Annotated in this window: 20 protein-coding genes; 17 read left to right on the forward strand and 3 right to left on the reverse strand. The window is 68.7% G+C overall.

Annotated elements, in window-relative coordinates; all coding sequences use genetic code 11:
* The first annotated feature begins 312 nt into the window (after window positions 1–312).
* From hflK (ACNFIA_RS08740) to ACNFIA_RS08755, 4 genes are read left to right on the forward strand one after another with little or no spacing between them, the layout of a single operon-like run.
* Window positions 313–2,292 (forward strand): protease modulator HflK, encoded by a 1,980-nt coding sequence (gene hflK / locus ACNFIA_RS08740; RefSeq protein WP_416784107.1) that lies wholly within the window; start codon window positions 313–315, stop codon window positions 2,290–2,292.
* Window positions 2,289–3,335 carry a protease modulator HflC gene (gene hflC / locus ACNFIA_RS08745; protein WP_416784109.1) on the forward strand — a complete coding sequence of 349 codons (1,047 nt, stop codon included), beginning with the start codon at window positions 2,289–2,291 and terminating at the stop codon, window positions 3,333–3,335. The genes hflK (ACNFIA_RS08740) and hflC overlap by 4 nt, the downstream gene beginning before the upstream one ends.
* Window positions 3,322–4,362: a protease modulator HflK gene (gene hflK / locus ACNFIA_RS08750; RefSeq protein ID WP_259755564.1), complete on the forward strand. Its 1,041-nt coding sequence runs from the start codon at window positions 3,322–3,324 to the stop codon at window positions 4,360–4,362. Before hflC ends, hflK (ACNFIA_RS08750) begins: the two co-directional genes overlap by 14 nt.
* A 55-nt stretch (window positions 4,363–4,417) precedes the next feature.
* Window positions 4,418–6,382, forward strand: coding sequence for a heavy metal translocating P-type ATPase (locus tag ACNFIA_RS08755; RefSeq protein WP_416784112.1), 1,965 nt, complete (start codon window positions 4,418–4,420; stop codon window positions 6,380–6,382).
* A gap of 125 nt (window positions 6,383–6,507) precedes the next feature.
* On the opposite strand, the gene ACNFIA_RS08760 is transcribed toward ACNFIA_RS08755, so the two are convergent.
* Window positions 6,508–7,440 carry a LysR substrate-binding domain-containing protein gene (locus tag ACNFIA_RS08760; RefSeq protein ID WP_259755560.1) on the reverse strand — a complete coding sequence of 311 codons (933 nt, stop codon included), beginning with the start codon at window positions 7,438–7,440 and terminating at the stop codon, window positions 6,508–6,510.
* Between the two features lie 152 nt (window positions 7,441–7,592).
* Between ACNFIA_RS08760 and gtdA the strand changes: the two genes are divergently transcribed.
* The 7 genes from gtdA to ACNFIA_RS08795 all read left to right on the forward strand — a co-directional run bounded on the left by gtdA (window position 7,593) and on the right by ACNFIA_RS08795 (window position 15,415).
* Window positions 7,593–8,648: a gentisate 1,2-dioxygenase gene (gene gtdA, locus ACNFIA_RS08765; protein ID WP_259755559.1), complete on the forward strand. Its 1,056-nt coding sequence runs from the start codon at window positions 7,593–7,595 to the stop codon at window positions 8,646–8,648.
* A gap of 14 nt (window positions 8,649–8,662) precedes the next feature.
* Window positions 8,663–9,361 carry a fumarylacetoacetate hydrolase family protein gene (locus tag ACNFIA_RS08770; RefSeq protein WP_416784114.1) on the forward strand — a complete coding sequence of 233 codons (699 nt, stop codon included), beginning with the start codon at window positions 8,663–8,665 and terminating at the stop codon, window positions 9,359–9,361.
* 82 nt (window positions 9,362–9,443) lie between these two features.
* The gene (locus tag ACNFIA_RS08775; protein WP_416784116.1) at window positions 9,444–10,793 is read left to right on the forward strand and encodes an MFS transporter; all 1,350 of its coding nucleotides are present in this window, start codon (window positions 9,444–9,446) and stop codon (window positions 10,791–10,793) included.
* An 18-nt stretch (window positions 10,794–10,811) separates the two neighbouring features.
* On the forward strand, window positions 10,812–11,453 hold the full coding sequence (maiA, locus tag ACNFIA_RS08780) for a maleylacetoacetate isomerase (RefSeq protein ID WP_416784118.1): 642 nt from the start codon (window positions 10,812–10,814) through the stop codon (window positions 11,451–11,453).
* Between the two features lie 54 nt (window positions 11,454–11,507).
* Window positions 11,508–12,701, forward strand: a complete 1,194-nt coding sequence (locus ACNFIA_RS08785; protein ID WP_416784120.1) for a 3-hydroxybenzoate 6-monooxygenase — start codon at window positions 11,508–11,510, stop codon at window positions 12,699–12,701.
* Between the two features lie 75 nt (window positions 12,702–12,776).
* Entirely contained in the window at window positions 12,777–14,042 is a 1,266-nt protein-coding gene (locus ACNFIA_RS08790; RefSeq protein ID WP_416784122.1) for an OprD family porin, read from the forward strand.
* A 320-nt stretch (window positions 14,043–14,362) separates the two neighbouring features.
* Window positions 14,363–15,415: a DUF2235 domain-containing protein gene (locus ACNFIA_RS08795; protein ID WP_416784124.1), complete on the forward strand. Its 1,053-nt coding sequence runs from the start codon at window positions 14,363–14,365 to the stop codon at window positions 15,413–15,415.
* A 21-nt stretch (window positions 15,416–15,436) separates the two neighbouring features.
* Here ACNFIA_RS08795 and ACNFIA_RS08800 read toward each other — a convergent pair whose 3' ends face one another.
* On the reverse strand, window positions 15,437–16,180 hold the full coding sequence (locus ACNFIA_RS08800; protein WP_416784615.1) for a class I SAM-dependent DNA methyltransferase: 744 nt from the start codon (window positions 16,178–16,180) through the stop codon (window positions 15,437–15,439).
* Window positions 16,181–16,415: 235 nt separating this feature from the next.
* Here ACNFIA_RS08800 and ACNFIA_RS08805 point away from each other — a divergent pair, with 235 nt between their 5' ends.
* The 3 genes from ACNFIA_RS08805 (at window position 16,416) to ACNFIA_RS08815 (ending at window position 19,327) form a co-directional block, all read left to right on the forward strand.
* Window positions 16,416–16,586, forward strand: coding sequence for a hypothetical protein (locus tag ACNFIA_RS08805; protein WP_416784126.1), 171 nt, complete (start codon window positions 16,416–16,418; stop codon window positions 16,584–16,586).
* A 128-nt stretch (window positions 16,587–16,714) separates the two neighbouring features.
* The gene (locus ACNFIA_RS08810) at window positions 16,715–18,094 is read left to right on the forward strand and encodes an APC family permease (RefSeq protein ID WP_416784128.1); all 1,380 of its coding nucleotides are present in this window, start codon (window positions 16,715–16,717) and stop codon (window positions 18,092–18,094) included.
* Between the two features lie 132 nt (window positions 18,095–18,226).
* A complete protein-coding gene (locus ACNFIA_RS08815) occupies window positions 18,227–19,327 on the forward strand; it encodes a M14 family metallopeptidase (RefSeq protein WP_416784130.1) in 1,101 nt (366 codons plus the stop codon).
* Between the two features lie 6 nt (window positions 19,328–19,333).
* Here the strand turns inward: ACNFIA_RS08815 and ACNFIA_RS08820 are convergent, their stop codons facing one another.
* Window positions 19,334–20,242, reverse strand: a complete 909-nt coding sequence (locus ACNFIA_RS08820; RefSeq protein ID WP_416784132.1) for a LysR substrate-binding domain-containing protein — start codon at window positions 20,240–20,242, stop codon at window positions 19,334–19,336.
* A gap of 238 nt (window positions 20,243–20,480) precedes the next feature.
* On the opposite strand from ACNFIA_RS08820, the gene ACNFIA_RS08825 reads away from it, so the two are divergent.
* The 3 genes from ACNFIA_RS08825 to mrdA all read left to right on the forward strand — a co-directional run bounded on the left by ACNFIA_RS08825 (window position 20,481) and on the right by mrdA (window position 25,007).
* Window positions 20,481–21,749, forward strand: coding sequence for an NAD(P)/FAD-dependent oxidoreductase (locus ACNFIA_RS08825; RefSeq protein WP_416784134.1), 1,269 nt, complete (start codon window positions 20,481–20,483; stop codon window positions 21,747–21,749).
* Window positions 21,750–21,782: 33 nt separating this feature from the next.
* Window positions 21,783–22,682, forward strand: a complete 900-nt coding sequence (locus ACNFIA_RS08830; RefSeq protein WP_416784136.1) for a DMT family transporter — start codon at window positions 21,783–21,785, stop codon at window positions 22,680–22,682.
* Window positions 22,683–23,114: 432 nt separating this feature from the next.
* A complete protein-coding gene (gene mrdA / locus ACNFIA_RS08835; RefSeq protein ID WP_416784138.1) occupies window positions 23,115–25,007 on the forward strand; it encodes a penicillin-binding protein 2 in 1,893 nt (630 codons plus the stop codon).
* Window positions 25,008–25,042: the final 35 nt, after the last annotated feature.

Here is a 25,042-nt window from a genome sequence, read left to right on the forward strand (position 1 = left end):
GCTGAATTCAATGGGGGCCCGGCATGGGCCCCGCGCATCCTCTCGGTAGTCAGGCAAGAAAACCCCGGGGCATCCAGCCCATGACGCCCGCTATGCAGGGAGCGCTGCCTCCGGCCGACCGTTCGCCAGCGGCCTGATCGCTCCACTGTCCGCAATACATACCCTGGGCTGCTCGGTCGGGGCGGCCCCGTGCGCTGAATCGTTGCAGACAGATTTTTTACATCCGTTGTTATAACGTTACTGCGGTTTATGTCTGATACCTGCCGTCCGTCGAGTGACGACGCGCGACGGCGGGTGCTTCCCGGAGTGTTCATGCGAGTCGATCTAGACACCGAGGCTCCCGACCTGGATGGGTTGCCGCGTTTCCAGCGCGCCAGGATCCACACGCGCCGGCTGGTCCTGATCAGCTACCTGGCGATGGCCATCGTGATCCTGTTCGCGGTGGTCCAGGGGCTGGTCGGGGTGTTCAGCCCCGATTCCCATTGGCTCGTTCTGCTGGCCGTCAACGCTGCCGCACTGCTCCTGCTGGCCGCCACGGCACAGTCCGCCTGGCAGGTGGCAAGCTGGCGCGTGGCTGCGATGGTGCAGGAGCCCACGCCGCTGTTCTTCTGGCGCCGTGCCGCCAGCGAAACGGTCGACCCCGAGTCGCTCAGCGTGGTCGAGCGCTGGTTCGCGCAGATCGCCGGGGCCTGCCGGCGGCACCTGCACGGCCTTGGCGCCGAGACGCCCTGGCTGATCGGTCTGGCGGGCCTGGCGCTGCTCATGGTGCGCAGCGCCTGGCGCCTCGACCTGCCGTTGCCGCAGGCGGCAGGCCAGGTGACCTGGGTTGCGATTGGCGTGCTGGCGGTATTGGCGTTCGGCCTGGTCGTGGTCGAGCGCCACCTGAGCGCGGAAAGCACGACGACCTGGCCCGAGGCCGGCGCACTGGCGGCCATGCTGAGGCTGGTCATCGCCGTGCAGGTGCTGACCATCGTCTGCCTGGCGTGCGTCGATGGCGAGCGGCTGTGGCCCGCGCGCATGGCGGTGTTGATCGGGGTGCTGCCTGCCGTGGCGGCCATCGAACTGCTGTCGCGGGCGGTCCTGGCGATGTTCCGCCCCTCGCGCCCGCGCGAGGAGCCGGCGCTGGTGGCGCGCAGCCTGGTGGGCGATCTCCTGCAATGGCCGCCCCGGCCGTTGGCGATGCTGCAGAGTGAACTGCACGAGCGACTGGGCATCGACCTGCGCCAGGTATGGGCCTTCGCCTTCATGCGCCGGGCGTTTCTGCCGGTGCTGGCGCTGGTGGCGCTGGTCGGTTGGCTGCTCACGGGCATCGTCGAGGTGCCCATGGGCAATCGCGGTGTGTACGAGCGCTTCGGCAAGCCGGTGGCGGTCTATCAGCCGGGCCTGCACGTCGGCCTGCCATGGCCGTTGGGCAAGGTGCTGAGCGTGGACAACAGTGTCGTCCACGAGCTGGCGACCTCGGGGGAGGGCGTGGCGGAACCGCTGGCCCCGGCCGAAGGCGCCGCGCCGGCGTCCGCCAATCGCCTGTGGGATGCCACCCACCTGAGCGAGAATTCCCAGGTCATCGCCGGCACCGACGGCGGCCGCCAGGGCTTCCAGATCGTCAACATGGACGTGCGCTTCATCTACCGCATCGGCCTGAGCGATGCGGCGGCGCTGGCGGCGACCTACCACAGCGCCGACGTGGCGCAATTGCTGCGCAGCGTCGCCAACCGCGTGCTCGTCCACGATTTCGCCGGCCGTTCGCTGGATGGCCTGCTCGGCGCCGAGCGGGAAGCGCTTGGCCGCGACATCGGCCGCGCGGTGCAGGCTGACCTGGACCGCATGGACAGTGGCGTGGAGCTGCTGGCCACCTCCGTGGAGGCGATCCATCCGCCGGCCGGTGCGGCGAATGCCTACCACGCCGTGCAGGCCGCGCAGATCACCGCCCAGGCGCTGATCGCCCGTGATCGCGGGCTGGCCGCGCAGCAGCTCGACCAGGCCCGCCTGACCGCCACGTCGCTGACCGACAAGGCCACGGCCGGCGCCCATGAAACCGCGACCGCCGCCAGCACCGCCGCCCTGCGCTTCGATGCCGAGCGCACGGCGTGGCAGCACGCAGGCCAGGCGTTCATCCTCGAACAGTACCTGGCCCGCTTGTCCCAGGGGCTGGCGGGGGCGAACAGTCTGATCATCGATCACCGCCTGGCGGCCAGCCAGGCCCCGACCCTGGACCTGCGCAGCTATACCGCGCCGGTCGACCCTACGCCGTCCAATCCCGCAGCGGGACGCCCGCAGGAGCGTAACCATTGAGTTCCCATACCTCGCACGGCCATGACCATCACGATCATGGCCACGACCACCACGGTCATGACCATCACGACCACGACCACGACCACCACGAACAGGGTGGCGCCCATGAGCACGCGCGCCCGGTCTGGGTGCGTCTTGGCGTGGCGCTGCTGCTTGTCCTGGTGATGGCCGCGACGGCGTGCTTCGTCCAGGTCCGCGTTGGCGAAGCCACGGTGATCACGCGTTTCGGCAACCCTTCCCGCGTGCTGATCGAGCCCGGGCTGGCTTGGCGCTGGCCGGTGCCGTTCGAGACCGCGGTACCGGTCGACCTGCGCCTGCGCACGACGTCCAGCGGCCTGCAGGATGTGGGCACGCGCGATGGCCTGCGGATCATCGTGCAGGCCTACATCGCCTGGCAGGTGGCGCCGGACGCGCCGAGCATCCAGTTGTTCATGCGCGCCGTCCAGAACCAGCCCGACGAGGCCGCCCGCCAGATCCGCACCCTGGTGGGGTCGGCGCTGGAAACCACCGCCAGCGGATTCGAGCTGGCGGACCTGGTCAACGTCGATGCCAGCCGGGTGCGGATCGATGCCTTCGAGCAGCGCCTGCGCGAGCAGATCGAGAAGCAGCTGATCAACACCTACGGGGTGCGCGTGGTGCAGGTGGGAATCGAGCGCCTCACCCTGCCCAAGGTCACCCTCGACGCCACCGTCGACCGCATGCGGGCCGAGCGCGAGACCATCGCCACCGAACGCACCGCCGAAGGCAAGCGCAAGGCTGCCGAGATCCAGTCGGCTGCCGAGCGCGACGCGAGGATTCTGGAGGCCGACGCCAACGTCAAGGCGGCGCAGATCCAGGCCCAGTCCCAGGTCCAGGCGGCGGAGATCTATGGCAAGGCCTATGCCGGTGCCCCCGAGCTCTACACCTTGCTGCGCTCGCTCGACACCCTGAGTTCGGTGATCAACCCCGGCACGCGACTGGTGCTGCGGACCGATGCGGCGCCGTTCCGGGCCCTCGTCGATGGCCCAGCGCTGCCTGCCGGAGCGGCCCATGAGCAGCACTGATCAGCGGTCGAGCCGGCAGCCCGATGGCCCCTGGCTGCAGGCCGGACGCATCGGCTTCCTCGCGCTGTACGCCGTGACGCTGCTGGCGGCGGTCGGCTGGCTGTTCGGCAATGTGCGGCAGGTGGGGCCTGAAAGCCGCGCGGTCGTGCTGCGACTGGGCGCGGAGCAGCGTATCCAGAATGCCGGCCTGTTGCTCGCCTGGCCGCAGCCGTTCGAGCAGGTGGTCATGCTGCCCTCGGCGGGGCGGGTGACCGAACGCCGGGTGGAACTGCTGCTGCGCTCGGATCTTGCGCAGAAGTCTGACCGCGACGGCTCGCTGGCCAGCGATGCGACGGCGGGCTCGGGCTATCTGCTGACCGGCGATTCGGGCGCCGTGCAACTGGATGTGCGGGTGTTCTACACCGTGAACGACCCCTACGCCTTCACCCGCCAGGGCCAGCACGTGGAGCCTGCCCTGGACCGCCTGGTGGAGCGCAACGCCGTGCAGATCTGCGCGTCGCGCGACATGGACGCCATTCTCGTCGCGCGTCCCGAACTGGTCGGCGGTGACGCGCAGCTGGCCGCGCACCGCGAGCAACTGCGTGGCGACCTGCAGCAGGGCATCAATGCCAGCCTGGCGCGCCTGCGCTCGTCCGGGGTCAGCCTCGGCATCGAGGTCGTGCGGGTCGATGTGCAGTCGTCCTTGCCCTTGTCCGCGGTCAGCGCCTTCAACGCGGTGCTCACCGCCAGCCAGCAGGCGGAGCAGGCCGTGGCGAAGGCCCGTAACGAGGCCGCGCGGCAGATGCAGCAGGCCACCCAGGCGGCCGATCGCACGGTGCAGGTGGCGCAGGCGCAGGCGAGCGAACGGCTGTCCCGCGCACAGGCCGAGACCGCCACCATCGTCGGCCTGACGCAGCAGCAGGACCCGCAGCTGTTGCTGCGCCTCTACCGGGAGCGGGTACCGGCGATCCTTGCCCGCGCGGGCTCGGTCACCACCGTCGACAAGGAAGACGCCGGGCGCATGATCCTGCCGGGGCCCACGCCATGACCCGCGCATCCTGCCGACCTGTTTCGACCCACCTTCACAGCGGGAGCTGCTCGCGATGAGTACTCATCACAGCCATGGCGACCATCATCACCACGGCCATGCGCACCTGACCTCCGGCTTGCTGACGCAGGCCGAGCGACGCACGGCCGCACGCCAGTTGAGCCTGGCGATGCTGGCCCTGGGGCTCCTGAGCCTCGGGCTGGTCTGGCGCTGGCTGGTGCCGACGCAGGAGGGCGTGAGCCAGTTGCTGCTGGGCATCGCCTCGCTGCTGGTGGCCATCCCGGTCTTGCGCTCGGCCTGGTACAGCCTGATGAAACCCAGCCTGCACGGCCTCACCGACCAGCTCATCGGCCTGGCCATGCTGGGCGCCTGGGCCACCGGCGACCTGGCTACCGCGGCGCTGCTGCCGATCATCATGATCTTCGGCCACATCCTCGAGGAGCGCAGTGTGCTGGGCTCGCAGGAGGCCATCGCGGCGCTCGGGCAGTTGACCCGCAGCCAGGCGCGGCTGATCGATGCCGGCGGCCAGGTGCGCGAAGTCGATAACGCCAGCCTCAAGCCGGGTGACCAGGTCGAGGTCCGCGCGGGCGACCGCGTGCCTGCCGACGGCCGCGTCCTCGAGGGGCAGGCGAGCCTCGACACCGCGCCCATCACGGGCGAGGCGGTGCCGCGGGAAGTGTCCCCCGGCATGGATATCCATGGCGGCTCGATCAACCTGGACGGCCTGCTGCGGGTGGAGATCACCCGTGTCGGCGACGACTCCACCCTGGGCAAAGTGATTGCGCTGATGCAGCGGGCCGAGCAGGCCAAGCCGCCGATCACCCGTCTGCTCGAACGCCACGCCGGCCGTTACCTGCTGCTGGTGCTGCTGATCGCCGCGGTGACCTGGTTCGTGACCAGCGATGCCCAGGCCATGCTGGCCGTGCTGGTGGCCGCCTGCCCGTGCGCCCTGGTGCTGTCTGCGCCGGCGACGGCGGTGGCGGGCATTGCCGTGGCCGCCCGGCACGGCATCCTGATCCGCGGTTCGGCCTTCCTTGAGGAATTGGCCGACCTGTCGTCGCTGGTGATCGACAAGACCGGCACGCTGACCTACGGCGACCTGCGCCTGCACAGCGTGAGCGACACCGCGCAGGCCACTTCGCGGGCCGACATCCTGACGCTCGCCGCCAGCCTGGGCGCTGCCAGCAGCCACCCGGTCAGCCGCGCGCTGTCGGCGCTGGTGGCGCACGCCCAGCACCTGCCACTGGAGGATATCCATGAGCGCCAGGGGTTCGGCGTGGTGGCCCGCACGGCCGCCGGCGAGGCAGCGCTGGGGCGTCCGGAGCTGTTCCGCCAGCTCGGTCTGAATGTGCCTGCCGTCCCCGAGCACGATGGCCCGATTGCCGGCCTGGCGCTGAATGGACAGTTCCTCGCCTGGCTGCTGCTGGCCGACAACGTGCGTGCGGAGTCCGCCGAGGCCATGCAGCAATTGCGCGAACTCGGCCTGCAGCGGCAGTTGCTGCTGACCGGCGACCGCCGCCGGGTGGCCGACGCCATTGCGGCGCAGGTCGGCATCACGCGGGTGGTGGCCGAGGCGCTGCCCGAAGACAAGATGCGCCAGGTCAACGAGGAGCTTGAGGCCGGTTTCCGTCCACTGGTAGTGGGGGATGGCATCAACGATTCGCTGGCGCTCAAGGCCGGTGTCGTGGGGGTGGCGATTGGCGCGGGCGGTGCCGACATCGCCCTGGCGGCGGCGGATATCGTGCTGATCAACGGCGACCTGCGGCGCTTGGGCACCTGCATCCGCCTCAGCCGCCAGTGCCGCCGTACGCTCCAGGTGAACGTGCTGATCGGCCTGGGCTGGACCCTGGCTATCGTCGTCGCCGCAGCGTTCGGCCTGCTGGGCGCGGCGGGGGCAATGATCGCGGCGCTGTTGCACAACCTCAGCACGCTGCTGGTGCTGACCAACGCCGGGCGCCTGTTGCGCTATGACGAGAGGCTCGTGGAACACCGCGCCCCATTGGCGGCGCAGCCGGCGTAGCGGCTCGACGCTTCGCTGAATGGTCCGCAGGCAAGCCGTCTACGGGGCGTTCAGCGGGGTGGCGGGCAGCAGGTCGACCCCGCACCAATCCATGCAAGCGGTGGAGGGCCGCCCGCTGGCCCCGTTCAGGGCTCCTCCCGCCGGATCGGCGTCCTCGCCGCCTCGCGCAGGCTGTCGAGGAGGTCGAGCACGGCGCTGTCCGGATGCGTTTCGTCGCGCCAGCACATGCCGATCGAGCCTTCCGCCTCCAGGGCGAAATCCAGGCGGCGCAGCAGCCCGCGGCCGTGGAAGTGCTCGGCCACGCGCCCGGAGGCAATCGACAGCATGTCGCTGTTCTGCATCAACCACAGGTTGCCCATCAGCGAGGAGGACTCCACCCGGCAGGGCAACGGCTTGAGGCCGGCGTTGCTCAGCGCCGCGTCGAGGCGGTTGCGGATCGGCGTGGCCGGCGGCCAGAGCACCCAGTCGTACTGGTACAGGTCCTGCCACGTCAGGCCGCGGCGTTCGAGCAGGGGATGGCCGGGGCGGGCGACCACCTGCATGGGTTCGCGGAACAGCATTTCGCTGTTGAGTGTCTGGCTGGGCTGGTAGTTGTCCACGCGGCCGACCACGACGTCCAGCTGCCCCAGCTGCAGGCGCTCCAGCAGCACGTTCATGGTGCTTTCCTGCAGCGAGACGTGGGCGTTGGGATGCTTGCGCAGGAAGTAGAGGACCGCGTCCGGCACCAGGCTGGGCGCCGAGGCGGGCGAGGTGCCGATCGCCACGCTCGGCGTATTGCCTTCGCGCAGGGCATCGAGATTGTTCTGCGCGCGCTCCATCTCGCTGAGGATGCGCCGCGCGTGGTTGACCAGCAGCGTGCCTTCTGCGGTGGGCCGCAGGCCGCGTGCGTGTCGCTCGAAGAGCGCCGCGCCGGCGTCTTCCTCCAGCTCCTTGAGCCACTTCGACATGCCCGGCTGGGTGGTGTGGGCCTGCCGCGCGGTGTCGCTCAGGCTGCCGGTTTCGGCCAGGTTCACCAGCAGTTGCAGATGGCGTGGGCGCAGGCGGCGGGTCCAGTGCATGGGGCAGGGTTCCTATATTTGAAAGTATATGGAGCCATCTGAAAATATCATTTTTCGGGTATGCCTTGCGGGCGTTTAATCGGGGCAACCAGGGGACGCTGCCCGAGTGTGCGAACCCCTACTGCAACTTCACAGCCCGCACAGGTGAAGAGATGAATAACGACAACAACATCCGCAACGCCCGCGCCGATTTCTACCAGCGCATCGACTCCCAGGACCTGTTCCCGCTCTGGGAGCAACTGCACAACCTGGTCACGCCCACCCCCGTGACGCCCTGTGTTCCGGCGCTGTGGCGCTACCGCGAGCTGCGCCCGTACCTGATGGAGGCGGGGCAGCTGATCAGCGCGGAGGAGGCCGTGCGCCGCGTGCTGGTGCTGGAGAACCCGGCCATCCGTGGCCAGGCGGCCATCACCCAGAGCCTGTACGCCGGCCTGCAACTGATCCTGCCGGGGGAGATCGCCCCCAGCCACCGCCATAGCCAGTCGGCGCTGCGTTTCGTGGTCGAAGGGCAGGGGGCCTACACCGCGGTGGATGGCGAGCGCACCACCATGCATCCGGGCGATTTCATCATCACTCCGTCCTGGACCTGGCACGACCACGGCAACCGCACCGAGGCCGAAGGCGGCGAGCCGGTGGTCTGGCTGGATGGCCTGGACATCCCCATCGTGCGCTTCTTCGGCGCCGGTTTCGCCGAGAACTACCCGGTGCCGGTCCAGCCGATCTCCCGCGCCGAGGGCAACGCGCTGGCCCGCTACGGCGCCAACATGCTGCCGGTGCGCCACGAAGTCCGCGGCGTCACCTCGCCGATCTTCAGCTACCCCTACGAGCGCACCCGTGAGGCGCTGGCCAGCCTCGAACGGCAGGGCGATATCGACCCGTGGGACGGCGTGAAGCTGCGCTACGTCAACCCGGCCACCGGCGGCTGGGCGATGCCGACCATCGGCACCTTCATGCAGCTGCTGCCCCGTGGCTTCTCCGGCAAGACCTCGCGCGCCACCGACGCCACCGTGTACTCGGTAGTGGAAGGCCGCGGCCGGGCGATCATCGATGGGCAGGTGTTCGCCTTCGAACCCAGGGACACCTTCGTGGTGCCCAGCTGGGCCGCGGTGAGCCTGCAGGCGGACGAGGAGTGCGTGCTGTTCAGTTACTCCGACCGGCCTGTCCAGGAAGCCCTGGGCCTGCTGCGCGAAGCCCGCGACAACCACTGAAGGAAGACCCTGCCATGACGTACGTATTCCAACCCGCCGCGCCGACCAGCCTGGCCATCGCCGGCAGCGACGCGCGCTTCCCGGTTCGCCGCGTCTACTGCGTGGGCCGCAACTACGCCGCGCATGCCCGCGAGATGGGGTTCGACCCGGACCGCGAACCGCCATTCCTCTTCTGCAAGCCGGCCGATGCGGTGGTGCCGGTGGCAGACGGGCAGATATTGGAGCTGGCATACCCGGCCCAAACCACCAATTACCACTACGAGATCGAGCTGGTCGCAGCGATCGGCAAGCCCGGCAGCAACATCCCGCTGGAGCAGGCCAACGAGCATGTCTGGGGCTACGCCGTGGGCCTGGACATGACCCGCCGCGACCTGCAGATGAAGATGCGCGAAATGGGCCGCCCCTGGGAGATCGGCAAGGCGTTCGACGCCTCCGCGCCCATCGGCCCGCTGCATCCGAGCAGCCAGGTCGGCCATCCGGCGCAGGCGGGCATCTGGCTGCAGGTCAACGGCAGCGACAGGCAGCGCAGCGACATCGACAAGCTGATCTGGTCGGTCCCGGAAACCATCGCCTACCTGTCGCGCTTCTTCGAACTGCAGCCGGGCGACCTGATCATGACCGGCACCCCCGAAGGCGTCGGCCCGGTGGTGGCGGGCGACCTGATGCTGGGCGGCGTCGATGGCCTGGGCGAGCTGAGCGTCCGGGTCATCTGACCGCAGCGGGCCGGCGTTGCCGGCCCCTTCCTCTTTCTTCTGACGTGGCCCGCGCCCTGGCGCTGGCCCGGAGGATTCGTTCGTGTCCACACACAAGAACAATACGGTGGATGTACAGGCCTTCATCGATGGTCACCGCGTCGCTGGCTTCCAGTGGCGAATCCTGCTGCTGTGCTTCCTGGTCACCGCCATCGACGGGCTGGATACCGCTGCCATCGGTTTCATCGCCCCGGCCCTGCGCGAAGAATGGCACCTCACGCCCACGGATCTCGGTCCGGTGCTCGGCGCCGCGCTTATCGGCCTGATGCTCGGCGCGTTCATCGCCGGCCCGCTCGCCGACCGTTTCGGCCGCAAGTGCGTGCTGATTTTGTCGGTCGCCTGCTTCGGTGTCTTCAGCCTGGCGGCCGCCTTCGCCCCTGATCTCCACAGCCTGGCCTTGCTGCGTCTGCTCACCGGCCTGGGCCTGGGCGGAGCCATGCCCAACGCCATCACCCTGACCTCCGAGTACTGTCCGCAGCGCCGGCGCTCGCTGATGGTTACGGCGATGTTCTGCGGTTTCACCCTGGGTTCGGCCCTGGGCGGGCTGGTGGCCGCGCACATGGTGCCGACCTGGGGCTGGCGCAGCGTGCTGGTGCTGGGCGGGGTCTTGCCGCTGGCGTTGCTGCCGCTGCTGGGCCTGATGCTGCCCGAATCGGTTCGCTACCTCGTGCGCCGCAACCCGAACGACGCGCTGGCCAGCACCATCCTCCAGCGCATCGCGCCGCTGCCGGCGGGCGTGCAGGGCTTTCACATCGACGAGCCGGACTCCCAGCACTCGCCGGTGCGGCAGATCCTCGCGGCGCCGCTGCGTCGCGGCACCCTCACGCTCTGGCTGACCTTCTTCATGAGCCTGCTGATCATCTACGGCATGACCAACTGGCTGCCGCTGCTGATCAAGGACACCGGCCTGACCCTGAGCCAGGCTGCGCTGATCAGCGCGCTGTTCCAGATCGGCGGCACCCTGGGCGCCGTTTGCCTGGGCGCGGCGATGGATCGCTTCAACCCGCACCATGTGCTGGTGGCGGCTTACCTGGCGGGCGCGGGGTTCCTCTTCGCCATCGGCCAATGCCATGCCGACTACCGCCTGCTCGGGCTGAGCGTGCTGGGCATGGGCTTCTGCGTGAGCGGTTCGCAGGTCGGCGCCAACGCCCTCGCGGCCGCCTTCTACCCCACCGGCAGCCGCGCCACCGGGGTCAGCTGGGCCCATGGCGTGGGGCGTATCGGCTCGGTCTTCGGCACCTTCGGCGGTGCGTACGTGCTCGGCTTCGGGCTGTCCTTCCAGGCGCTGTTCGCCCTGCTGATGCTGCCCGCCTTCGTCGCCGCCGTGGCGATCTTCCTCAAGGGCGCGGGGCGGCCCGTCGCCCTGCACGCCAAGACCCAAGCCACCTACTGATCCTGCGGAAAGCCAGCCATGCAACTCTATAGCTTCTTCAACAGTTCCACGTCCTACCGGGTGCGTATCGCCCTGGCGCTCAAGGGGCTGGACGCGCACTACCATGGCGTCAACCTGCGCGCCGGCGAGCAGCGCACCAGCCAGCATCGCGAGCTCAGCCCGATTGGCGGCGTGCCGGTGCTGGTGGACGACAACGGCGTCAGCCTGACCCAGTCCCTGGCGATCATCGACTACCTCGATGCCCGCTACCCGCACGCGCCGCTGCTGCCCAACGAGCCGGTGCTGCGCGCGCGGGTACTGGAGGCCGCCCTGCTGGTCGCCTGCGATATCCATCCGCTGAACAACGTGCGCGTGCTGGGCTATCTGCAGCGGGTGCTGGAGGTCAGCGGCGAGGAAAAGGACCGCTGGTACGCGCACTGGGTGGCCGAGGGGCTCTCGGCCCTGGAGGTCCTCTTGCAGCGCCACGGCACCGGTCCTTACTGCTTTGGCGACACCCCGACCCTGGCCGACTGCTGCCTGGTTCCCCAGGTCGCCAACGCCCTGCGCATGGGCTGCGACCTGGACGGCTACCCGCGCATCCTCGCGGTGTATCGCCACTGCCTGGCCCAGGAAGCCTTCCAGCGCGCCGCGCCCGAGCGCCAGCCTGACTTCATCCAATAAGAACAACGGTCCGCCCGGCGCGGACCCCGAATCATTCCCGTGGAGATCCGAATCATGACTGCCCAACAACAATCGATCATCATCGTCGGCGGCGGCATCGGTGGCCTCGCCGCTGCCCAGGCACTCACCGCGCAAGGCATCCAGGTGCTGCTGCTGGAACAGGCGGAGCAGATCGGCGAGATCGGCGCCGGCATCCAGCTCGGCCCGAACGCCTACTCCGCCCTCGACGCCCTGGGCGCCGGCGAGGCGGCGCGCAATCGCTCGGTGTTCACCGACCACCTGATCATGATGGATGCCATCGACGCCCACGAAGTGGGGCGGATGGAAGTGGGCGAGAAGTTCCGCCAGCGATTCGGCAATCCCTACGGCGTCATTCACCGCGCCGACATCCACTTGTCGATCTTCGAGGCGGTGCAGAAGAACCCGCTGATCCGCTTCCAGACCTCCACCCAGATCACCGCCATGGAGATGGACGACCGCGGCGTGACCCTCACCGACAGCCGTGGCAATCGCTACCAGGCCGATGCGGTGATCGGCTGCGACGGCGGCAAGTCGCTGGTGCGCGGCAAGCTGGTGGGCGATGCGGCGCGCGTGACCGGCCAGGTCGTCTACCGCGCCGTGGTGGACGTGGAGAACATGCCGGAGGACCTGCGGGTCAATGCCCCCATGCTCTGGGCGGGCCCGCGTTGCCACCTGGTGCATTACCCGCTGCGCGGCGGCAAGCAGTACAACCTGGTGGTGACCTTCCACAGCCGCCACGAGGAACAGTGGGGCGTCACCGACGGCAGCAAGGAAGAAGTGCTGTCCTACTTCGAAGGCATCCACGAACGCCCGCGGCGCATGCTCGACCGACCGACCTCGTGGCGCCGCTGGGCCACCGCCGACCGCGACCCGGTGGAGCGCTGGGGCGAGGGCCGCGCCACCATTCTTGGCGACGCCGCGCACCCGATGACCCAGTACCTGGCCCAGGGCGCCTGCATGGCACTGGAGGATGCGGTGGTGCTCGGGCAGGCCGTGAAGGCGTGCGACCGCGACCTGGAAGCGGCCTTCCGCCTCTACGAATCGATCCGTATCCCGCGGACCGCGCGGGTGGTGTGGTCGGCGCGGGAGATGGGCCGGCTCTACCACGCCAAGGGCGTCGAGCGCCTGGTGCGCAACCAGCTCTGGGCCGGCCGCAGCCAGGACCAGTTCTATGACGCCGTTCAGTGGCTGTACGGCTGGAACATCAACAACTGCATGAGTCGCTGAGCCGCACGCTGCCTCCGGTACCTGCCGGAGGCGGCGCCGTCACGGACATTTCCGCGAACCACCCTGGGTACAACAATGACAAATGCCCTGACTTTCGCTCTGCCGGGCGGGCTGGCGCTCGCCTGTGGCCTGCTGAGCGGCGGCACTGCCGCCGCCGGTTTCCTCGACGACTCCAGCGCCACGCTGCAGGCCCGCAACTACTACTTCAGCCGCGACTACTCGGACATCGTCGGGCCGAACAGGCAATCCAAAGCCGAGGAGTGGGCCCAGGGCTTCATTCTCAATTTTGCCTCGGGCTATACGCCGGGGCCGGTCGGCTTCGGCGTCGACGCCATCGGCCTGCTCGGCCTGAAGCTCGACAGCAGCCCGGATCGCACCAACACCGGCCTGCTGCCGGTGGGCGACGATGGCCGCGCACCCGGCAACTACAGCCGCCTGGGCCTGGCCGCCAAGGCGCGGCTGTCGAACACCGAGCTGAAGTTCGGCGAGCTGCAACCCAATCTGCCGGTGCTCGCTTTCAGCGACATCCGCCTGCTGCCGCCGAGCTTCCAGGGCACCGCGCTGACCTCCCGCGAGATCGACGGCCTGACGCTGCAGGCCGGCCACCTGACCTCGACGCACCTGCGCAACGAAAGCGGCGACGAGAAGATGATCGCCATGCTCAGCTACCAGCCGCAGCGGCAGGCGCAGAGCGATGCCTTCAACTACGCCGGCGGCGACTACGACTTCAACGCCGGCAGGACCCGTGTCAGTGCCTGGTACGGCCAACTCGAAGACATCTACCAGCAGCGCTTCCTCGGCCTGAAGCACAGCCAGCCGGTCGGCGGCGAATGGGTGCTGGGCGCCAACCTCGGCTTCTACGATGCCAGCGAAAGCGGCGCGCACCTGCTGGGCAACATCGATAACCGCGCGTTCTTCTCGCTGTTATTCGCCAAGCACGGCGGCCATACCGTGTTCCTCGGCTACCAGGGCATGTACGGCGATAGCGCCTTCCCGCGGGTCTTCGCCAACATCGCGCCGCTGGGCAACGAGGTGCCGACCTACGAGTTCGCCTCCACCGACGAGCGTTCCTGGCAGGTGCGCTACGACTACGACTTCGCCGCCCTCGGCCTGCCCGGGCTGGTCAGCACCCTGCGCTACATCGACGGCGACAACGTCGATACCGGCAAGGGCTACGTAGGCCGGGATCGCGAGCGCGACATCGACCTCGGCTACACCGTGCAGAGCGGGCCGCTGGCGGGGCTCAACGTGCGCGTGCGCAATGCCATGGCGCGTTCGAACTACCGCACCGACGTCGACGAGAACCGGCTGGTATTCAATTACACCTGGACGCTGTTCTAGCGGCTGACCAACAGCGGTCCGGCGGCCCGCCTGCACCTGCCCGATGCAGGCGGGCCGTGCGCACGACAGCACCGCGTGCACCCCGCGTGACGCCATTCCAGCGGCTGCGCATCGCGCCTGTCGATGCAACCCGGCCTGGTGACGACTACAGTTTCCAGTCGAGGACGCCACTGGCGCGTGCGCCAGGCAACGGAAGTCCGCTCAGCGGCGAAGGGAATCCGAACCTTTGGCCAGAATGAAGATTCCCTCGCCGTGCATTCTTGCGAAAGCCCACTCCACTCGTCATCCCGAGCAGTCACCTCTGACGTTGGAGAACCGGCATGCCGAAGAAAATCATCATCTCCTTTGACGGGACCTGGAACACGCCGGACGCGAAGTCCGAGGTCAAGGGCAGTAAAAGCACCAACGTGTGGAAGCTGCATGCCGCCATTCTTCCCACCGACAGCAACGGTACGACCCAGGACAAGTGGTACGACAAGGGTGTCGGCACGGCGTGGTACGACCGGCTGGCCGGCGGTGCGTTCGGCGTCGGGCTGTCGGAGAACATCCTCGATGGCTATCGACAGCTGGTCACGACCTACGAGGCCGGCGACGAGGTCTACCTGTTCGGCTTCAGCCGTGGGGCCTACACGGCGCGCAGCCTGGTGGGGCTGATCCGCAACGCAGGGCTGCTCAAGCCCGAGCACATCGACCTGGCGAACGAGGCCTACAACCTCTACCGCACCCGCGACGAGGGCGCCGATTCCGAGCGCGCCAAGCTGTTCCGGGAGAGCTTTTCCCGCGTCATCTCCATCCACATGCTGGGCATCTGGGACACGGTGGGTGCCCTGGGCGTGCCGCTGGAATCGTTCGACTGGTTCAACAAGTCCTACTACGAATTCCACGACACCGAACTCAGCTCCATCGTCCACAACGCCTTCCATGCGCTGCCCATCGACGAGTGGCGCAAGAACTACCAGTGCACGCTGTGGGACCCCAGGAGCAAGCCGAACCAGCGGGTGGAGCAGGTCTGGTTCGCCGGCGCCCACGCGAATGTCGGCGGCGGCTATGCCGACAACAGCCTGTCGGATATCGCCCTGGTGTGGATGATCAACAAGGCCATCGAGTGCGGCCTGGCGGTGGATACCCGCAAGACGCCGAGCCTGCCCACCACGGCGCAGCCGATCACCAACTCCTACAAGGCATTCCTCGGCGGCGCCTACAGCCAGTTCACCCAGCCGTACTACCGGGAGATCGGCGAAACCGCCTTCGGCCAGGAGTCCATCGACGCCAGCGTGGAAGAACGCCTCAAGCACGACGCCCAGTACAAGCCCAAGAACACCGTGGGCGGCCACCTCACTGGCAACTTCATCCCGCAGGGCAGGATCAGGTGAGGGATAGAGCGGGGCGGTTCCTCAGCGCTTCACGCAGACGAACAGCGCATTGCCCGAGGTGCCGGCCCAGGGCGTGATGCGCTCGTAGTCGTGCTCGAAGGCGTGCACCTCGAAGAGCGGCTCCAGCAGTTGCCGCAGCTCGGCGAAGGTCAGCGCGACCATGGGGTGTTCGTCTTCCCAGGCCTGGGTTTCTCCGGCCGTGGTCTTCTCGATGCTCAGGCGCAGCGCCTGGCGCTCGCCCTCGCCGCTGTAGTACCAGCCCGAGCCGAAGGTGAACTGGCTGCCGTCGTGTTCCACGCCGTGGCGCACGAAGGAGCGATTGTCGATCAGCGCCTTATCGACGCTGTTGAAGCAGAACACGCCGCCCTGCGCCAGGGCAGCGTGCACGCTCGCCAGGCACGCCTGCAGTTGCTCCACGCCGGGGTTGTAGTGGATCGAGTAGAGGAAGCAGGTGATCAGGTCCAGCGGCTCGCCGACCTGGAAGCTCGCCATGTCCTGCCGGCTGAAGTGCGCCTGCGGGCAGCGCTGCCGGGCGATGTCGAGCATCGGCTGGTTGATGTCCAGGCCGGCGCTCCGGTAGCCCGCGTCGAGGAAGTGGCGCACGTGTGGCCCGGTCCCGCAGGCCAGGTCCAGATGCCGGCGGCCCTGGTTGCCGAACAACTGGTGCAGGCGGCCCACGCAGTGGCTCTGCGCCGGGTAGTCGATATCGGCGCACATCAGGTCGTAGTAAGAGGACAGGTCGGTGTACAGCGCGTTGGAGGACATAGGCAGCCAGGGCAAGGGTTCGCCGAAGGTTTCGGCGCGGCATGGTACACCAGCCCGGCGTGCTTGCCGCGGAAATCGGACTGGCGCGCGGGGCAGGCCGGGCTGGGCTCAGCACGGCCATTTTTTTCATTGGCCACGAAGATATTTTTACTAATTTTCCTCGGCGACGCGCTGAAGCACCATGCGGCCCGATTCGAACAAAAGGTCCTTCGAGACGGCCAGCAGGAGTGCCCAGGTGCAAGCATTCAACCCGTGGCGGCGGTGTCGTGCCGCGTCGATCGTCATCGGCGAAACGCCCGACGCCGCGCCGGAATCCGCCGCGCGCAAGAACGCGCCGTCGGCGCAACGCCAGCCGGTGATGCTGCCCCGCCGAGCCTGCCCGCTCGCCGCGAACGACCCACGCTGAATCCCTTGCGCAGCGGCTGCCCGACGCCCAGCCATCGCCGGGCACCCACCGCTGCGCAGGAAGCCTCGATCGGCGTCACGCCGTTCCTGTCCAACGAGCGCCCGGCGCTCGCAGCCCATGAGTCAGCCATGAAAAAAACAACAAGTGCTACCGATACCTCCTTGCCTGCCCATCAGCCCCACGGCTCGTCCTCGCGGTCCTTCCGCAAGTCGCTGGGCATCCCGGCGCTGGTGCTGTTCGGCCTGGCCTACATGGTGCCGCTGGCGGTCTTCACCACCTACGGCCTGGTCACCCGCATGAGCCAGGGCCACCTGCCGGCGGCCTACCTGTTCACCCTCGCCGCCATGCTGCTGACCGCCTACAGCTACGGGCGCATGGTGCAGGCGCACCCGTATTCCGGGTCGGTCTACAGCTACACGCGCAAGACCTTCGGCGCGGCATTCGGCTTCCTCGCCGGCTGGACGCTGCTGCTGGACTACATCTTCCTGCCGCTCCTGAGCTACCTGCTGATCGGTATCTACATGGCCGACTACTTCCCGTCCGTGCCGTTGTCGGTGTGGATCCTCGGCTCCATCGTGCTGGTGACGCTGCTCAACCTGGTCGGCATCGAATCCATCACGCGGGTCAACTGGGTGCTGATCGTCGCGCAGATGGTCTTCGTGGTGGTGTTCATCGCCCTGTCGCTGAGCCACCTGGGTACCCAGCCTGCGCCGGCGCCGCTGGTCCAGCCGTTCTATGACGAGCACTTCAGCCTGCCGCTGGTGATGTCCGGCGCGGCGGTGCTGTGCCTGTCCTTCCTCGGTTTCGACGCCGTGTCGACCATGGCCGAGGAGACCCCGGAGCCGCGCCGGCAGATTCCCGCGGCGATCATGCTGGTGACCCTGATCGGCGGGGTGCTGTTCATCGTCGTGGCCTACTTCGGCCAGCTGGTGTTCCCCGAATGGCAGGCCCTCTCCGATGCCGATTCCGCGGCGCTGGACGTGCTGCGCCGGATAGGCGGCGAGTGGCTGGTGACTTTCTTCACCGCCACCTACGTGGCCGGCTGCTTCGCCTCGGCGATGGTGTCGCAGGCCAGCGTGTCCCGCGTGCTGTTCGCCATGGGCCGCGATGGGGCGATTCCCCGGGTGTTCGGCAAGCTGGTGACGAAGAAGCGCGTGCCGGCCACGGCGATCCTGCTGATCAGCCTGCTGTCGCTGATCGCCCTGTTCGTCACCCTGGACACCGTCGCCAACATGATCAGCTTCGGCGCGCTGTTCGCCTTCTCCGCGGTGAACCTGGCGGTGGTCAAGCATTACCTGGTGGACCTGCGCCTCACCGGCAAGGGCAACTACCTGCGCTACGGCGCGCTGCCGGCGGTGGGCTTCCTCAGCACCATCTGGCTGTGGTCGAGCCTGTCGGGGATGTCCTTCCTGATCGGCTTCGGCTGGATGTGCCTGGGCTTCGTCTGCCTGCTCAGCGCGACGCGGATGTTCCAGGTGCCGCTGCCGGAACTGAACATGGCCGAGTGATCCGCGCCTGCGACGAGCACGGCGCACGGGCATAACCTGCGTCGATGCTCATAGGCAGAGAGCATTACTGCGCGGCGCCGCGTTGATGCATCCTGCCGGCCGCCCATGACCCAGGAAGCGGCCGGAGTCGCCATGCATGCATCGTCGTACTTTTCCCAGAGCTACGCCCAGGCGCGCCGCCTGTTCCTCGACACCTGCGCGAGCGCCGGCCTGCGGGTGGAATCCCACGTCCACCCGCTGACCGGCCGCGACGGCGAGACGCTGGCGCTCGATGTCGTCCGCGAAGGCCCGCCGGACGCGCAGCGCCTGCTGATCGTCAGCAGCGCTTGCCACGGTGTGGAAGGTTTCTGCGGGTCGGCCGTGCAGAGCGCCTTGCTAGCCGATGCCCACTGGCGCGAGCACGCTCGGCGCAACGGCTGCGCGGTGCTCTACCTGCACGCCGCCAACCCTTACGGCTTCTCCTGGTGGCGGCGCTGGACCCAGGAGAACGTGGACCTCAACCGCAACTTCCGCGACTTCACCCAGGCCGCGCCGGCGAACCCGGGCTACGCACGCCTGCACGGGGTGCTGGCGCCGCGGCGCTGGCCCAGTCCGCTGGGCCGCCTGCGCCTGTTGGCCTATGCGGCGCGCCATGGCCGCTGGGCGTTGCAGCAGGCGATCTCCTCCGGCCAGGCCAGCCATCCCGACGGCCTGTTCTTCTGCGGCACGCAGCCAACCTGGAGCAACCGCACCGTGCGCGAGGTGCTGCGCCAGCATGGCCGGCAATGCCGCGAAATCGCCTGGATCGACGTGCACACCGGCCTCGGCCCGTGCGGTTATGGCGAGTACATCTACTCGGGTGACCCGCGTCCGCACGCGCTGCGCCGTGCCCGCGCCTGGTGGGGCGATGAGGTGCGTTCCACGGAGGAGGGCAACAGCGTGTCGGTGAAGCTCAGCGGCAAGCTGGTGCATGCGGCGTTCGACGAATGCCCGCAGGCGCTGCTGATCTCCATGAGCCTGGAGTTCGGCACCGTGCCCGGCCCGCAGGTCCTCGAAGCCCTGCGCGCGGACCAATGGCTGCAGCGCACGGCGGATGTGCCGGCGGCCACGGTGCGGCGGATCAAGCAGCAGCTGCGCGATGCCTTCTACGTCGATACGGACGCCTGGAAGCAGGCGGTGCTGGCCCGTGCGCGAGACGCCGCCTGGCGCGCGGTGGAAGGGCTGGCCAGCGAGATCCCGGCGCAGCTGCGCTGACCTGGCTCAGCCTTCGAGCTGCGTGCGCTGCTCCTCGAACCAGTCGAGCACCGCCTGGCAGGCCGGGTGGGCGGCGCCGCTGTCCCGCAGCCAGAGGGCATAGCGGCCTCCGGTTTTCAGTGCCTCGCCAAAGGGCACGATGAGGTCGCCGCGTTGCAGGGCGTCGTGGGCCAGCATGCGGTCGGTCATCGCCACGCCCAGGCCGCGGGCGGCGGCGTCCAGGGCGAGGTCGTCGAGGTTGAACAGCATGTGCTTGAACTGCGTCGGCGGCGGGGCGGCCTGGGCGCGCAGCCACTGCGGCCATTCCAGGCGGCCGGTGGAAGCGTGGATCAGCGCGTGGCGGGCGAGTTCCTCCAGGGAGCGTGGCGGCGCCTGGCCGTCTTCCAGGCGCGGGGCGCACACCGGGATCAGGTACTCGTCGTACAGCGGCGTCAGGGCGCGGCCCTGTGGGTCGCTGCCGCTGGGCAGGTAGAGCACGTAGGCGTCGCAGTCGCCGCCATCGTCCACCACGTCGCCGCCCACCGTCTCGATGGACAGGCACAGCTCCGGGTGCCGCGAGTAGAACGAACTCAGGCGCGGCAGCAGCCAGCGCACCGCCATCGAGACGAAGATGCGGATGCGGAACGGCCGATCCGCCGACGCCGGGGCCAGGCGCTCCTCCAGGCGCAGCAGCTGCTGGAGCATCCCGTCCGCCACCGCGTACACCTCGCGGCCGGCATCGGTCAGCGCCACCTTGCGGCTGGTGCGGTCGAACAGCGCCACGCGGTAGTACTCCTCCAGTTGCTGGATTTGCCGGCTGATGGCGCTCTGGGTCAGGTGCAACTGCTGCGCGGCGGCGGTGAAGCTGCCCGCGTTGGCAACCTGCACCAGCGCTTGCAGCGCCTGCAGGGAGGGAACACGCAGCAGTTTGTCCATGACGACCCCGTTCGTGATCTATGCGTTTTGCGAATGCAAGGATGAAAAATGAGCGTTGGCGCGCCCTGCGCAACAGCCCGAAGATTGCGGGTATGACGCGCCGACGGGGCGATTCCCAGGATACGCCCGGCGCATGGAGTGTGAAGGAGTATCGGGTCATGAACAATCGCTGCGGCGGGATCGCCGCCTCCGGACTGCCCATGGGCGCCCATCTGCGGCCGCGGGTAGCGAAACGCCAATGAGCCAGCCTACGGATTCGCGCCGCCACGCGCTGGTGGTGGGTGCCGGCGTGGTCGGCCTGGCCACCGCGCTGCAACTGCAACGCCACGACTTCCGCGTGACCCTGCTGGACCGCAACCCGCCGGGCCTGGCCACGTCGTTCGGCAATGCCTGCACCTTCGCCACCTACTCGGTGGAGCCGGTGGCGACCCCCGGCATCTGGCGCAAGGCGCCGGGCATGCTGCTGCGCCCGGACAGCCCGCTGGCGATCCGCCCGCGCTACCTGCCGCGCATCGCGCCCTGGCTGTGGCGGTTCCTCCTGGCCTCGCGGCGGGACCGCGTCGACGCCATCGGCCATCACCTCAACACCTTGCTGCGCCCCTGCATGGACGCCTGGCAGGGGCTGTTCGACGCGGCCGGCGCCAACGACCTGATCCGCCATGACGGCTCGCTGTACATTTTCGAGCAACACGAGCGCGGCGACGCCCAGGCCATGGTGGATTATCACCGGCGTTTCGAAGTGCCGATCCGTTTCGTCGGAGGTGCCGAGCTGCGCGCGCTGGAACCGGCGCTCAACGCGCGCGCCAGCTGCGCCGTGGAGCTGCCCGGGGTCAGCCGCACGCTCGACCCGTATGCGCTGAGCCTGCGCCTGTTCGAGCGCTTCCTCGCCGTGGGCGGCGAGTTTCGCCGCAGCGAACTGCTGGGCCTGGAACCGGCCGGGCAGGGCAGGGATGCGGTCAGCGCGCAACTGGCAAGCGGCGAGACGCTGGCCGCCGACCGCGTGGCGCTGTGCACCGGCGCCTGGTCGCGCGCCCTCGTGGACCAGTTGGGCGATGCCGTGCCGCAGGACACCGAGCGCGGCTACCACGTGCTTTTCGGTCACGCCGGGCAGGTGCTCAACCGCCCGGTGTGCTGGGGCGCCGGCGGCTTCTACATGACGCCCATGGCGCAGGGCCTGCGCGTGGCCGGCACGGTGGAGTTCGCCGGGCTGGACGCATTGCCGAGCCCGGCGCGCTACCGCTACCTGGCCCGTGGCGCACGGCGATTCCTGCGCCTGCAGCACGAGCCGGTCTCGCCGTGGATGGGCTTCCGCTCCTCGGTGCCGGACAGCATGCCGGTGCTCGGCCCGTCCCGGCGCCTGCCGCAGGTGTTCTACAACTTCGGCCACGGCCACGTGGGCCTGACCCTCGCCGCCATCACCGGCCGCCTGCTCGCCGAGCAGGCCAGCGGCACCGACACCTGCGTGCCGGTGACGCCGTTCCTCGCCCGCCGCTTCCGTGCGCGCTGAGCGCCCAACCACGACCGAAACAGGACATCACACATGCCCCAGCTGACTCTTGCCGCCCCCCGCAGCCATGCCATGCGCAGCGTCGGGCTGATGCTGCTGTCGATGTTCTGCTTCGCCGTGGTGGATGCGCTGGCCAAGGTGGTGGCGCTGAAGTACCCCGCCAACGAGGTGACCTTCTTCCGCATGGCCTTCGGCGTGCTGCCGGCGTTTCTCCTCTGCCTGCGCGGTCGCCCCCTGGCGCAGCGCTGGCGGCAGCTGGACGTGCGTGGCCAGAGCATCCGCGCGCTAACGCTGCTGGGTGCCTCGGCGCTGTTCTTCGCCGGGCTGCCCTACGTGGCGCTCAGCGAGGCGATCTCCATCGCCTATTCCGAGGCCCTGCTGGTGATCGTGCTGGCGCCGTTGCTGCTGGGCGAACGCCTGCTGCCGCGCAACGCGCTGGCGGCCGTGCTGGGGTTCGTCGGCGTGCTGATGGTGGTCAAGCCGGACAGTCCCGACGCCAGCCTGGTCGGTCCCGCGCTGCTGCTGGCCAGCGCGTTCTTCGGCGCGCTGTCGATGATCCAGATCCGCCGCATCCGCGAGACCGACGATTCCACCACCACGGTGCTGTACTTCACCGTGGTCGGCACCCTGGTCACCGGCGCCACGCTGCCGTTCTCCTGGCAGACGCCGAGCCTGCCGGACCTCGGCTTCATGCTGGCCGTCGGGCTGCTCGCGACCCTCGGCCAGCTGCTGTTCACCATCGCCGTGCGCCGCGCCCATGCCGCCACGCTGGCGCCATACACCTACACCAGCATCATCTGGGCGAGCCTGTTCGGCTACGTGATCTGGGGCGAGGTGCTCGGCGTGCTGTCGCTGCTGGGCATCCTGCTGATCGTCGGCAGCGCCGTGGTGGTGGCGGTGCTGGAGCAGCCGGCGGAAGGGGCGGTGGTGTGATGGGTGAGGGCAAATCACCACGCGGGAATTGTAGGAGTAGGTGTCTTTGCGCCGGTTCACTTCGTGCCAGCTTTTGCCCTCACCCTAACCCTCTCCCTGAGGGAGAGGGTTAGGGTGAGGGCAGGGCCGAGCGCTGGAGTATCACTGTAGGAGCGGACTTTGTCCGCGAGGCTTCCACCGTTCTGCGCACCCATCGAGGGCGGAATCGGCTCTGCAGCCAAGGCCCCGCCACGACTACCGGTCAGAATCCGGCCGGCGAGTCTGGTACCATGCCGCGCCGGTATGCCAGCTGACGCTGATCCGCCTGTCACCGGGCGCCGCGCCGGCCTCTTTTTCCGTCTGCTGCAAACAGGCCGCATCGTCCGGAAAGCTCCCCTGCACGGCAGGGCAACACGCTTTCCGCAGGGGCGATGGGGACCTTCTGGAATCCCGATGCACGATCCGATCAAACTCAAGGACCACCAGCAGGAGTCGACGCTGGTCAACCGCCGCCTGATCGCCTGCGGCGCGCTGGTGGCCCTGATGAGCGTGACCCTGGTGGCGAGGATGTACTTCCTCCAGGTCACCGACTACGCGACCAACGCCACCGTCTCCGAGAACAACCGCATCCACGTGCTGCCGATCCCCCCGGAACGCGGGCTGATCTTCGACCGCAACGGCAAGGTGCTCGCCGAGAACCTGCCGAGCTTCAACCTCACCCTGACCCGTGAGCGCACCGGCAATTCCCAGGCGGTGCTCGACCAGGTCACGGAGATCCTCCACCTCAGCCCCGAGCAGCGCCTGCAGTGCGACAAGGCCCTGAAGAAAAGCCGCCATCCCTTCGAGCCGGTCACCCTGCTGCATGACCTGAGCGAGGAGCAGATCGCCCTCATCGAGGTCAACCGCTTCAAGCTGCCGGGGATCGACGTGGACGCCGAGTTCGTCCGCCACTACCCCTACGGCGAGCACTTCGCCCATTCGGTCGGCTTCGTCGGGCGGATCAACGAGCGCGAGGCCGCGCGCCTGGACAGCACCGAGTACCGCGGCACCGAGTACGTCGGCAAGACCGGCATCGAACACTTCTACGAGCCGCAACTGCACGGCCACGTGGGCTACGAGGAAGTCGAAACCAACGCCCAGGGCCGCGTCATGCGCGTGCTGAAGAAGGTACCGCCGGTGGCCGGCGAGAACATCGTGCTGGGCCTGGACGTGGACCTGCAGATCGCCGCCGAGAAGGCCCTGGGCGATCGCCGCGGCTCCGTGGTGGCGCTGGATCCGAACAGCGGCCAGGTGCTGGCGATGGTCAGCAACCCGAGCTTCGACCCGAACCTGTTCGTCAACGGCATCAGCTCGGCGCAGTACGCGCAGCTGCGCGACTCCATCGACCGGCCGCTGTTCAACCGGGCGCTGCGCGGGTTGTATTCGCCGGGCTCGACCATCAAGCCGGTGGTGGCCATCGCCGGGCTGGATACCGGCACCATCACGCCGTCCACGCGGGTCTTCGATCCGGGCTATTTCGAGCTGCCCAACTACGACCACAAGTACCGCAACTGGAACCACAGCGGCGACGGCTGGGTGGACCTGGACACGGCCATCAAGCGCTCCAACGACACCTACTTCTACGACGTCGCGCACAAGCTCGGCATCGACCGCATGCACGACTACCTGACGCGCTTCGGGCTGGGCAGCAAGGTCTCCATCGACATGGCCGAGGAAGCCCCCGGGCTGATGCCCTCGCGCGAATGGAAGCGCGCCACCCGGCGCCAGGCCTGGTTCCCCGGCGAGACGGTGATCCTCGGTATCGGCCAGGGCTACATGCAGGTGACGCCGCTGCAGCTCGCCGAAGCCACTTCGCTGATCGCCAGCAAGGGCGCCTGGCACCGCCCGCGCCTGGCGGAATCGGTGGGCGGCGCGGACGTCGTCGATAGCCACCCGATGCCCGACATCCGCCTGAGCAACCCCCGCGACTGGGATGCGGTGAACTACGGCATGCAACTGGTCATGCACGATCCGGGCGGCGGCGCGCGGGCCGCGGGGCAGGGCGCGCAGTACCGCATCGCCGGCAAGAGCGGCACCGCGCAGATCGTCGGCATCCGCCAGGGCGAGCGCTACGACCGCCTGAAGACCAAGGAGCGCCACCGCGACAACGCCCTGTTCGTCGGCTTCGCCCCGGCGGCCGAACCCTGCATCGTGGTTTCGGTGACCATCGAGAACGGCGAGGCCGGCGGCCGCGTCGCAGGCCCGGTGGTGCGCGAGATCATGGACGCGTGGCTGCTCGACGGGAACGGCAAGCTCAAGCCGCAGTACGCCGTGCCGGCTGACACGGCATCGGGCAAGCACGCCTGAGACCGCCGCTCCCGGCCCGGCGTGCGGGCAGGGAG

It is taken from the genome of Pseudomonas sp. NY15437, from assembly GCF_048068435.1.
Lineage (GTDB): Bacteria > Pseudomonadota > Gammaproteobacteria > Pseudomonadales > Pseudomonadaceae > Pseudomonas > Pseudomonas nitroreducens_B.